Raw genomic sequence first — 12,278 nt, forward strand, 5'->3', positions numbered from 1 at the left:
TTTCTCCAAAATCATTCCACAGAACTGCTAATGTGAGGTTTATTATTTTCTGTGGTTTTTCATTAAAATTCATAATTATTCAAAAATCTTTTTGAGATAATGTTCAAATGGTTTTACAATGCATTGAGTTGCTTTCTCCAAATCTTCATGCCGAATCCAAATCCAGTGGATATAAAGCGTATCGCCAACGATGTCAACGCTCATTGTACCTGGTGTCATAGTAATTGAATTAGCCAGTAAGGTACGGGCTAAATCGGTTTTGAGCATTGTTTTAACTTTGACAATACCTGGTTGTAGCGGTTTTTCTGGATGGATGACGCGATAGGCAACATCTAAGTTCGCCTTAAGACATTCCCAGGCGAAAACCGGAATATAAATTAAAAACCAGAACAAACGATGTGGTTGCAGAATTTTAATCGGTCGATAAGTAAAATAACCACCGAAGACAATAGCAGCAATTAAGGCAACGAGTATCCCAACCCAAAGTGATGGTGGATAAAATGTCCATGTCAAAATTAACCATAAGATAAAGGCTAATGCTAAAAAGCCGAACCGCTGTGACATTGTAATTAACCTTTTAGTTTTCTAATTTCAGAAATATCGAAGGTCTTATATTTTTCATAAATACGAATAATTAATGCCAACATTACCGCAGTTGTGCCTAAGCCGATGACAATTGCGGTAAGGACTAAGGCTTGAGGAATGGGGTCAACGAAATTATAATTCGCATCGACCCGAGTTATGATTGGTGCAAGCGCATTTTTCTTAAATCCGATGAAGGCAAATAATAAATTTATGCCATATTCAGCAATGCAAAATCCTATTGCTATTTTTAAGATGTTTCGTTTTGTAACAATAGCATAAAGCCCAACAATAATGAGTAAAATACAGGCAATAAATAAGAACATAGTTTACTCCTTTATTAAATAGTGAGTTGCGGCTAATGCTAAAAAGATGCTAAGTAAACCAGCACCAACTTTGATACCAATGGCAATATTGGCTAAAGGAATTATTCCGGCACTCAAGATTTTAAGTGGAATTCCTTTAGGTAAGATATTGGTAAAGAAGAAGACACCGGTTAATATTCCCAGGAGCGCAATAAAAAGAAACAGGAGACCACCAATACTTTCTAAAACTGAAGCAAAAAAATATGAATTCTTTTCTCTGATTTCAGCCGCCCCAAAAGCCAAAACTAAAAGAATGAACGAAGCCGATAGAATCACACCGCCAGCAAAACCGCCTCCAGGGGTTAAATGGCCATGAAGAATAATATAACAACCATACAGAAAAATAAAACCGGCGATGAATCGTGAAATTGTTTTGACAATGACCGTCATACCATTTTCTCGGGTCTGGTGGGTTTTATTATTAGTAAAATTAGGATTTGTCATAGTCTTCCCCTGATTCTCATTATCGTTAAAACACCTAAGACTGATGTAAATAATACCACTGCTTCACCAAAAGTATCATAGCCACGGTAATCTAAAATAATTGCAGCAACGATATTGGCAGCACCAGTTTGTGCCAGTCCGTATTCAATATATTGACGGGCAACTTTCATAATCGGTTCACCAAATGGCGGTAGGGCTCTAATACCATAAATTGTCAGCATGATAAATAATGTTCCGAAAACAAAAAATGTGATAACGGGAAATATGGCTTCGGTTTGAATACCTTTACCAATTGTTGTATCAGTATGCGTCGTCTTTAAGATTGCTGCAGCAAAAAAGACCACGGTTAAAATTTCGACAACAATCTGAACAATTGCTAAATCTGGTGCTTGAACTAAAATGAACATAATTGCGACTGAAAAACCGACAATGCCCAGAGCAACCGCAGCAGCCAGTAAATCTTTGATTTCAATCGCAACAATTGCTGCTGCAAGCATTGCAATTGATAGTAAATAGAGTTCAATCATCAAGTACTCCTAAATCTTTTCGGATAAATTTTATTATAATAATAGACAATGCCAATCAATATTGAAATAATTAGAATAACCGGTGCTAAAGTGAAAGATAAAGGATTAAGATTAATTATCTCAATATTAAATAATTTTGTATTTATTAATGAAGGAATAACGATAACACGCCAAACTAATGGAATTACTAATACACCCAAAATAATGCTTAAGATGACAAGAAATGCTGGAGGAAATAACATTGTGAAGTTAGGGTCACGAATGTGATGAAAATGTCTTTGCGTATCTTCTCTTGAGTTTGGTTGTAATGAGTATATGAGTTTTAATAAATAAATTGGCGTCACAATTATCCCGAAAATTATCACGATAAGAAATATCAATGGAACAAAATTTATGTTAAACATTTTTATCTGAGAAACTCCTTCAATAAGCCACCACTTAGAAAAAAATCCGTTTAAGGGCGGAATTCCGATACTGGCTAAGGAAGCAATTAAAATGATTGTAAAGGTTAGCGGTAATTTAGTTCCAATATTATGAAAATCTTCTAAGCGTGTTGTCTTTATCCAATATTCAACGGAACCTGTGGCTAAAACAAGGGAAGGTTGAAAAGTTAGATAGTTGAGCAGATGATAAATACTACCGGCAATTCCATACAGATTGGCAGAACCAATGCCGATAAAGACAAACCCAATTTGACTAATAGAACCAAAGGTCAACAATCGATAAGCATCTTTTGAAGCCTTAGCCACTACAGAAGCAATAACGATACTTAAAGCCCCAAATCCCAGAATAATTAGTCGAATTAAATAAGTATCTCTAATATCAAATATAAAATAAGAGATGCGGAATAAAAGATAGATACCAACTATTTTATCAATTACCATAGGAATAAATGTCATAACTGTAACGGGCGATTTCACTATTTTCAGAGTCCAAGTATGTAAAGGGATTATTCCAATTTTTCCAATGATACCTAATAATATTAATAAAAAAGAAACTACTAATACTGGTGTGTTAGCAACTAATCTTGGTTCTGAAATAATAGATGTCACACCCTTAGAAAATAAAAGCATTAATATTCCTGATAGGATAAAGACATTAGATATTCCTACGATTAAAAACATCGGATTAGTAATCGTAGATAATTTAACTATCTCTTTTTCAGTTTGTCCGCCAGCAGTAATCAAAATAAAGATATAAAGCACAAGCAATGAGATGACTGAAATCAGAAATAAAAATATTAGATTATTAGCAATGATAATACTATTGCCAATCGATATCGTTATCAGGAGAAATAGATAATAGATATTAAGATGTCGATAATTACGCATTGAGCGGAGTGAATAGAGCAGAATCATAAATCCTATGAGGGCAACACTTAAAACAATGACACTACTGAATTGGTCTAAATAAAACCCAAAATCGATATTTCGGAATGTCCAAAGTTTATGATATAAGACTTCGGTTTTGCGAGTAATGATAAAAAGATAAGTGGCATAATATAAATTAAGAATTGTGCCTAAAAAGTTAAATTCATTTCGAAGCCAAGAGATAAAGAGACCTAAGAACCCGGCAAGGATGGGAATAATTGATAATAAGACTAATGAGTTCATTTACCGTATTTAGACCGTAGTTTTTCGGTTTTTTGCCAGGATAATTTTAATAAATCTTTTCCGGTATATCGAACTTTCCCATTTTCCAATGCGACCATTCGTTCTGTGCAACAATAACAAGGGTCAACCGCTGCTAAACATAATGCGGCATCAGCAATAGAATAACCTTTAACGGCAACTTCATTAGACACGATATTCATATAACTTGGCGCCCGGATTTTATGTCTTATCGGACTATTACTGCCATTACTTCGAACATAATGGAATACTTCACCCCGAGGTGCTTCAGCTCGACCAATGCCTTCACCGGGAACAATCTCATTAACTCGATTTTCAATTGGACCAGCAGGCATTTGTTTAAGACATTGCCGAATAATTTTTATTGATTCAAAACATTCTAAAAGCCGGACTTTGGCTTTGGCAAAGACATCGCCTTCTTCAACCACGATGATATTCCAATTTATTCGGTCATAGGCACAATGTGGGTCATCTTTTCGCACATCAATGGCAACACCTGATGCTCTTGCGGTTGGTCCAACCACACCATAATTAATCGCGTCTGGTTTTGAAAGCACCCCAACATTTTCTAAACGGGCATGAATGACAGGGTCATCTAAGACTGCTTTAGTAAACATCATTGTTTTGTTTTCGATTTCATTCAGGGCTTTTTCGATTTCAGAAATCTGTTCAGGCAAAATATCGCGTCTGACACCGCCGACTTTATTCATCGCATAGTGATTACGATTTCCGGTTATCCATTCAAATAAATCTAAAACCAATTCGCGATATCGCCATGCCCACATCCAGACTGTATTATAACCAATAAAATGGCCAGCTAATCCTAACCAGAGATAATGAGAATGGATTCGTTCTAATTCGTGAATTATGGTCCGAATATATAGTGCTCTTTCCGGAACCGAAATATTTCCAGCATCTTCAACCGCAAGAACAAATGCTAAAGGATGAGAATTAGAGCAGATACCGCAAATTCTTTCCACCAAAAACGGTATTTGGTCATATGTCATTTTGGGTGAAATAAATTCATGTCCGCGATGATTATAGCCGATATTTATTTCTAAGCCAATTACCTTTTCGCCTTCAACAATTAATTTGAAGAACTCGGGTTCTTCTTGAAGTGGATGATATGGTCCAATTGGAACTATTCTTTTATTGCTCATAATTGACATCTATCGCCTAAATCATAATATGCTCTGCAGTTGGAGAAAGTAAATCCGCTGATGTTAAATCGCATTGGAAAAATTTTAGCAATCATCTTATTCATAATCTCGTCTTAAAGGATATTTATCTTTAGGCCAATCTTCAGCGGTCAATAATGGTAATAAATTAGGATGACCTTCAAAATCAACACCTAAAAGTTCATGTATTTCCCGTTCAATCCAGTTTGCTGCCGGATAGAATGTTGCAAGCGACTGAATTTTCGGATTATCTTTTGAGACAAATGTTTTGATAGTAAAATAGGTTCCAATTTTGTCATAGGAGAAATGATACAGTATTTCAAATCCATCGCGCGTATCAATGCCAGTGGCAATTGATAACCTTAGTCCTTTATCCAGAAATAGAAACTTAGCAATATCGACAATCTTCTCTTTCGGAATCGTAATATATAATCGTCGTTGGTTATGTTGAAATATATTTGCTTCAGGAAACTTCTGTTTAATTTCTTCTTGTAATTTTACAGATTCGTTATTCATAATTCTTGGAGATAAAATTCACTTAAGTCTGATTTTACTAACATATGCTTATCATAATTTCTGTAATGCTTTAACAACACCTAAGATAATTGCTTCTGGTTTAGGTGGACAGCCGGGAATATAGACATCAACTGGAATATGTCTATCATAAGGACCGACAACATTATAAGAATCTCTAAACATATGAATATCACACGCACAAGTGCCGACACCGATGACTAAACAGGGTTTAGGTGTTTGTTCATAGACTCTGATTATTCGGGGTAAAGTTTTTCGGTTGATAACGCCGGTTACTAATAACGCATCAGCATGGCGAGGAGAACCAACTAAAACAATGCCGAACCGCTCAACATCAAATCTGGGTGTGAGTGCGGCTAAAATTTCAATATCGCAATTATTGCACGACGCTGCCGCAACATGAAAAACCCACGGTGATTTTTTTAAGCCTAAAATTCTTAGATCTTTCATATTAATCTGTTTTTAGCATCAGTTAAAATTATTGCCGCAATTTTCTAAGCATTGCCTTTTGATGTTTAGTGTAACCTGAATTCATATCATAATCTTAAAAATGCTAAAATTATTGATATCATTGATAATGGTGTTAGTCCTAACCAAAAGAACTTTAGTGCCTGGTCAACACGTAGCCGCGGGTTAGTGTTTTTTATGAGAATTATCAACACTATCAATAATAAAAACTCTGGAATTGCTTGTAATCTGGCTAATCCACCCCAGAATAGGGTAATTTCCAGACAAGGTAATAAAAATAACATCATTGCTTTTGACAATTTAAATAATCCTAAGGCAAAGCCCGAGTATTCAGTATAAACTCCTGCCATTAGTTCTTGTTCGGCCTCAGCAATATCAAACGGCACATAACCTAATTTTGCTTGCACGCAGATAATCAATACGATAAATGCGATTATGCCTGACACCGAGTAAAGCAAGGGACCGTTTATTTGCTGATATATCACAATATCGCCAATTCTAATAAGACCACCGGTTTTGATGACGACAGTTAGTATTGCAATAAGAAATGGTAGTTCGTAGCCAAAATAGAGAGTCATTTCGCGTGAAGCACCAATGGCACTTAATGGATTTTTTGATGCCGAAGCACCAATAATAGTGGCTAAAGGTGGTATTGCTAATAAATAGATTAAGACAATTAGGTCACCAACAAAAGATTGGGTCGGGTTAAAGTTCATATAGAATAACATAACGGCAATTGCAGTTACAGCGCTCACGCTTAGAATTGGTGCCAAAAGAAATACGAATCGGGATGCGCCTTCAGGAATTAATGTTTCTTTAGAAAGCAGTTTCAGAAAATCGGCAAACGGCTGATACCAGGGTGGACCAACTCGCCATTGGATTCGAGCAGACACTTTGCGGTCAACCCAAGTTAATAAGAGACCAATTACAGCAGTAAAAAGAAACCCAGGAAAGATTAAAAACCAGAAAAGTATCTTCATCATACTGCTATTTACTATCAATCAATTTCATGACCTACGCCAAAACGGTGAACGCGAGATAAATCTTTGACCAATGATTACTTTTTTAATCTCATCTTCAGTTAAGAATTTTAAGGCACCCGAGGCACAACTGGCAACACAACGCGGTCCTTCAGCACGGTCAGCACATAAATTACATTTCTGCGAAACATGATTAAAGAGATTTTTGTCCAGAACACCAAAAGGACAGGCTAAGATGCAAGATTTACAGCCTACACAATGAAAACTCGCTTGCAAGACTAAACCTTGGTCAGTAACTTTTAAGACTTCAAATGGACAGGCAGAAGCGCATAGGGGTTCTTCACAATGCCGACAAGCCAGCGGTAAATTAACAGTTGCGGAAATATAACCGTAGCGAATCCGGGCTTCATTAAAAGCACTCCGACACGCTGATTCGCAAGAACGACACCCAATACAATAGTCTAAATCTAAAAATATTCGTCTGTGATTATTTGTCATTGATATTCAGTCTATCTTGGTTAATCTGTGATATCATTTACTTAGTCAATCTTCCTTTAGCCATAGGCATTATAATTTCTTTTGTAAAATTGTCAATCTTTAAGGGAAAGAGCATTCGGTTTTCTGGGGTGTTTGTCGATATTGAAACTGCATTTACCGGAACTGCATCAGTAATTTCTACAATGAATTCTTTGGTTTTGTTATCAACAGTTAGATTAACTTTATCTCCTGTTCTTATTTGTAACATCTGGGCTGAAACTGGATTTATGTTCATTTTATTATCATCCTCTAAGATTCCGCGATAACTAAATGCGGATTCTTCACCTAAAACGATAAATTCACCGTTAGTTAGTTTGGTTGCTACTAAATGACTTTCGGCAAAACTTATTGCTCGGTTAATAAGATTTTCAATATTAACCGTGGTCTTAAAAGTAAGTTTTGGATGGGAAAGAGAAAGATTAGGTTTTATTAGGTTAATAATATCTGTAATTGATTTACTGCCGCTAACCGGTGGTGCTAAAGGATTTAGTTGATTTTTTCCCCATAGTGAATTGAGCGTGCCTGATTTTTCTAAAAGTGAAGGCACAGGTAATGTATAGTTGGGAATGGAAAGACGACGGCGATAAGTCGCAGTGGTGATAAAGAGTTTAAGTTTATTCAAGGTATCTAAAATATTGGGATAATAGAATGGAAAAATCTCGCCAAAGTTTATTAGAACTTTAATCTGCTCTTGATTTATCTTATCAATGATTTCTCCAAAAGTCGTCTTGGTTAAAGGCAGAGAAGTTAAAGATAAAGCACAGAATTTTTTATCTGGTGCAATGATTGATAATAATTGAGGTAAGGTTGCATAAAGTAGTGGGTCTTCAGTTTTACCCCAATCAATTGAGGTTAGGATAACACCGGGAGAGATATTTGAGAGAGCCTTGGCAATCTCTTCAACATCCCTAAGATTGACACGGCAAATCTCAGTTAACTGGGGCAAAATCTTTTTGATATTATTAAGCGTTTTGTCGCCGAGTAATTCTTTGGATTGTTTTCCCATCATCGCAATTAGTGCTAAAAGTAATATCGGTTCAGTGCCGGGTTTAACTTGCAGAAATTTATTGGCAAATCCCGCAATTTTACTTTTTACTGAATCAATATAATACAAGCGATGGTTACGGTCAGCATATTTAGCATCTAAGATTGGTTTGGCAATTAATGGTGTCTTACTGAAAATATCTCCAATAATCAAAAATACTTTACTTGATGAAATATCTTTTAATTCGGCATATTTTACCTTATCCACAGTATAGTTAAAAAATGCTTCTGGTTCTACATAACTACGAGCAATCGTGTCAATTTTTAGTTGCTGGGCAAAATTCAAGATTAAACTTAGTTCTTCTAAAGAATTGTTTATATCATAAGTGATGGCAATCTCGTCTGAAGCAAATTTAGATAAATTAGCAGAGATTTGAGCAATAGCATCCTGCCAATTAATCGAATTGTTATTTAATAGGGGAGAGGCTAATCTTTTTTTGTCTTCTAAAATTTTGGTTGCCAAATTTCCCCGAGTGCATAATCTTCCTTGATTTACTACAGAGTTACGGTCATATTCAATCTTGCGAATTGAAAAGTCACCACGAGTAATCTGAGCAATGCTCAATTCACAACCATAGACACAAAAAGGACAAGTAGTCTTAATTATGTTTGATTCAATGCTCATAGATGAAAATAAAAAGTAGTTGTTGTGGTGATATTATCACTGATATCGTGGCAAATCGTCATAATCAATGTCATCGTGATATATTGGTTTCTTCATAATATATCGGCATAATCATTTTTCTCATTTTTCATAAGAATGGGTCTTCAATATCTTTTATCTGTTCCCAAGTTAAGACTGGACCATCTTTACAGACAAAATATCTTCCGCATCGGCAGTGGCCACATTGACCAAGTCCGCATGACATATTCTTTTCCATTGAAAGATAAATATTCTTTTCATCGAATCCTTTTTCTAATAATTTAATTGTACCGAATTTCATCATTATGGGTGGTCCACAAACTACTGCCACCATATTCTTGACATCGCCTAATGGTTCATCTAATAAAATTGTAACTACGCCAACTTTACCTTTCCAACTATCATCGCCAACATCAACTGTAAGTTGAATATCGGCTTCTTTCCAGGTTTTCCATTCAGGAATTTGTCGTTTATAAACAATATCTTGAGGGGTGCGCGCACCATAACGAATCAAGATCTTTTTATATTTCTTGGCATTTTGCATTAAGGCTAAAAATAACGAGCGCAAAGGTGCTAAACCCACACCGCCACCCAGAATCAAAACTTCACGATTTTCAAATTCTTCTAAGGGATACCTTTTACCAAAAGGTCCACGAATACCAACCACTGAACCAACAGGTAAATCAAAAAGCGCAGAAGTTACTTTGCCAACCCGCATAATGGTCATTTCCAGTTTTAATTTATCATAAGGTGACGAAGAAGGTGTAAATGGTGCTTCACCAACGCCAGGCACAGTCAATTCCACAAACTGCCCCGCAGAAAAAGAAAAGTCTTTATTCTTTAAGTCCAAGACAAAAGTCTTAATCGACGGCGTTTCATCAACAATGTCGGTAATGATTGCGGGAAATGGTTGATAGGGATTTATCATAATAATGACTAATGGCTAATGGCTAATGGCATATGGCTAATTAGTGGTTTCGCATTTTCGCGAAATGCTCGATAAGGATTTCTCATAATTATAGCTAATGGCTAATAACTAATGGCATATTATATGTTTTGCAATATCTTTCTTATATCAATTTTGCCTAAACAGACAGAAAAACATCGGCCACAACCTGAACAAGCATTAAAATTATAATCATTAAAAAAATTCATAAATTTACAATGAAACCGATTGCGAAATCGTTTCCAGAATTCGGCTCTTGGATTCATACCACCGCCCACCCGGGCATACGCAGAATAATAGCACGCATCCCAAACTTTATAGCGTTCAAATCCTTTAACATTTGCTGATTTTTCAATTGTGGTTTCACCTTGTTGAAATCCTTTCGGCTTTTCATTTTCTGCCAGAGGGGTATCATATAAAAGAAAACAGAAACAAGTGGGACAAACCATTAAACAACCAAAACACTCAACACAAGTTTTCGCATGCTCCATCCAGAATTTTTCTTCTTTCTTTTCGTCAATTGCTTTTGCTAAATCTTTGCGCAAAGAACTCGGATTAATAGATTCCAGTAATGACACGGCTTTTTTTCTGCTTTCGTCTCTAAGAATTAAATCTTCAGACCTGGCTTCCCGAAACAGATGGTTAAAATCTCTTAAAAGCGATTCGCCTTTCTCACTGCTCGTTTCAAAAATATAACCATTGGGGATAACTGAAAAAATAATATCAGCATTTTCTTCAGGATAAGGTTTCAGGCCTAAAAGATTACAAAAGCAGGTTTGTTCCGGCACAGGACAATCAACTGCAATAATAATTGTCTTTTCCAATTGTGATTGATAGAACGGTTCGCCAAACTCGTTTTCCAGATACATCTTCTGATGAACTTTTAACGGTCGCAAATCACAATTCTTGGCACCAAAGATAATCCGTGAAGATTGAGGCAAAGGAATATCAATTGTTGAGGTATCTTTTAATTCGGCAACTTTAATTTTGGGATTAAAGAAAAATCCTTTTAAGGACTCAACTGGTCTAATCTTTTGTAAAGACTTTACTAAATCAGATTCCGGAATTGTTAGAAAAGTGGTATCTAATTTTTTATAATGGATTTTATTTTCTAATTGAATTGGATAATAAACTGTATAATTGTCAGCGAGTCTTAAGAACCAAGCGTGTAATTTATCTTTTGGCAAAAATAAAATTGACATAAATTCTAAAATTAAGGACCAACAACACGAACTATAATCGCCTTCATTAAATCCCAGAACCGACTAATTTCTATACAAAACACGCTAATAACTTTAATGAAAAATTAAGATTTGTCAATAGTAATTTTAGTTAAATCTAAAAAATCTTACTGAAAATATCTGCGGAACAGTATGAATCTGAGAGGACACAGAACAATATTCTGTGATTGTAAAAAAATTTTAATGAAGAGAACGAGACTCTATTTATCAGAACAAAGTTTTCAAAGCAAGAACATAACAGTCAGGATAGCAGTAATTTTTATTTAGAATTTTTGCGTATTGAGAATTTGCTGGGCATGATGACCTGGTTCCCTATAATCTGAATTATGACCGATGAGGCGACCTGAAAGATGGATAAGAAGTCTAATGCATAAACAGGCTAAAAAATACTCTAACCGCAGTTATAAGAGATGCTTTGTTTGGCAAAATCCTAAATATGCTTTAAGGTGCAACCTGAGATAATCTTTTCTACAACCTTCAAGACACAAGCCACGGCGGAGGGAGTCATACCATCATTTTGACCGATTTTTGCTTTAGTCTCTGTAATTCATATAGTTAAATCAAAATCCCGCCCGATTTTTTGTTATGGTATATGTATAACTTTTTAATAATGAAAATAATGGAAATTTCCGAGAATACTTGAGTTCGTGTAGAGTCATAAGAGTCGTCTATTTTATTAGGTTTATGTAAATCGGATAATTAAACGAAGGGGGCGAAATTATCGCCCCCTTGAGGTTGAGTCTGACATCTTTTTGATGCCAGACAAATTCTATTTTATTGGACGACGAGTTTGACTTCGCTGGAGTTTGTCGCATCTTCATACTTCAAGAAGTAAATACCATTGGCAAGTGATTTGGCACTGAGTCTGGTAGTATAAGTTCCGGCATTGAGATATTCGTCAGTTAAAGTTTCAATCAGACGACCAGAAGCATTGTAAAGTTTCATTGAGACTCTGCCTGCAACTGAAACCGTATAATTGATGGTAGTAAGTTTATTGAACGGATTGGGATTAATCTCAATAAGTTTTGAGATTTGAGTTTTGAGATTTGAGTTTTGAGTTAAGAGATTTAAGTTTTCTTTGGTAATGCCGTATTGCCAGAATTCAGGTGTCTTATTACCTTTGAGTAAGTAGACCCTGCCATTAGCATAAGCCATGGC

Annotated in this window: 14 protein-coding genes; all 14 read right to left on the minus strand. The window is 35.6% G+C overall.

The features are described from left to right. Positions 1-75 precede the first annotated feature (75 nt). The gene (locus tag N2201_02160) at positions 76-564 is read right to left on the minus strand and encodes a Na+/H+ antiporter subunit E (GenBank protein ID MCX7785022.1); all 489 of its coding nucleotides are present in this window, start codon (positions 562-564) and stop codon (positions 76-78) included. A 5-nt stretch (positions 565-569) separates the two neighbouring features. Continuing rightward, on the minus strand, positions 570-908 hold the full coding sequence (locus N2201_02165; protein ID MCX7785023.1) for an NADH-quinone oxidoreductase subunit K: 339 nt from the start codon (positions 906-908) through the stop codon (positions 570-572). Between the two features lie 3 nt (positions 909-911). Then, positions 912-1,391: a hypothetical protein gene (locus tag N2201_02170; GenBank protein MCX7785024.1), complete on the minus strand. Its 480-nt coding sequence runs from the start codon at positions 1,389-1,391 to the stop codon at positions 912-914. Next, positions 1,388-1,918 carry a DUF4040 domain-containing protein gene (locus N2201_02175; protein MCX7785025.1) on the minus strand — a complete coding sequence of 177 codons (531 nt, stop codon included), beginning with the start codon at positions 1,916-1,918 and terminating at the stop codon, positions 1,388-1,390. Before N2201_02175 ends, N2201_02170 begins: the two co-directional genes overlap by 4 nt. Beyond that, positions 1,918-3,531: a proton-conducting transporter membrane subunit gene (locus tag N2201_02180; protein ID MCX7785026.1), complete on the minus strand. Its 1,614-nt coding sequence runs from the start codon at positions 3,529-3,531 to the stop codon at positions 1,918-1,920. The genes N2201_02175 and N2201_02180 overlap by 1 nt, the downstream gene beginning before the upstream one ends. After that, entirely contained in the window at positions 3,528-4,709 is a 1,182-nt protein-coding gene (locus N2201_02185) for a nickel-dependent hydrogenase large subunit (protein MCX7785027.1), read from the minus strand. Before N2201_02185 ends, N2201_02180 begins: the two co-directional genes overlap by 4 nt. Positions 4,710-4,805: 96 nt before the next feature. Continuing rightward, positions 4,806-5,243 carry an NADH-quinone oxidoreductase subunit C gene (locus N2201_02190; protein MCX7785028.1) on the minus strand — a complete coding sequence of 146 codons (438 nt, stop codon included), beginning with the start codon at positions 5,241-5,243 and terminating at the stop codon, positions 4,806-4,808. Between the two features lie 51 nt (positions 5,244-5,294). After that, positions 5,295-5,711 carry an NADH-quinone oxidoreductase subunit NuoB gene (gene nuoB, locus N2201_02195; GenBank protein MCX7785029.1) on the minus strand — a complete coding sequence of 139 codons (417 nt, stop codon included), beginning with the start codon at positions 5,709-5,711 and terminating at the stop codon, positions 5,295-5,297. An 86-nt stretch (positions 5,712-5,797) separates the two neighbouring features. After that, complete coding sequence (locus N2201_02200; protein MCX7785030.1) at positions 5,798-6,712, minus strand: NADH-quinone oxidoreductase subunit H; 915 nt, start codon at positions 6,710-6,712, stop codon at positions 5,798-5,800. Between the two features lie 24 nt (positions 6,713-6,736). Next, positions 6,737-7,207, minus strand: a complete 471-nt coding sequence (locus tag N2201_02205) for a 4Fe-4S binding protein (GenBank protein MCX7785031.1) — start codon at positions 7,205-7,207, stop codon at positions 6,737-6,739. 37 nt (positions 7,208-7,244) lie between these two features. Further along, positions 7,245-8,915 (minus strand): hypothetical protein, encoded by a 1,671-nt coding sequence (locus N2201_02210; GenBank protein ID MCX7785032.1) that lies wholly within the window; start codon positions 8,913-8,915, stop codon positions 7,245-7,247. 127 nt (positions 8,916-9,042) lie between these two features. Further along, positions 9,043-9,861: an FAD/NAD(P)-binding protein gene (locus tag N2201_02215; GenBank protein MCX7785033.1), complete on the minus strand. Its 819-nt coding sequence runs from the start codon at positions 9,859-9,861 to the stop codon at positions 9,043-9,045. A gap of 119 nt (positions 9,862-9,980) precedes the next feature. Beyond that, the gene (locus tag N2201_02220; GenBank protein ID MCX7785034.1) at positions 9,981-11,081 is read right to left on the minus strand and encodes a 4Fe-4S dicluster domain-containing protein; all 1,101 of its coding nucleotides are present in this window, start codon (positions 11,079-11,081) and stop codon (positions 9,981-9,983) included. Between the two features lie 813 nt (positions 11,082-11,894). Next, on the minus strand, positions 11,895-12,278 hold a 384-nt coding region (locus N2201_02225), incomplete at its 5' end, for a T9SS type A sorting domain-containing protein (GenBank protein ID MCX7785035.1).

Source organism: candidate division WOR-3 bacterium (assembly GCA_026418155.1).
GTDB lineage: Bacteria > Hydrothermota > Tepidihabitantia > Tepidihabitantales > CAIPLT01 > JAOABV01.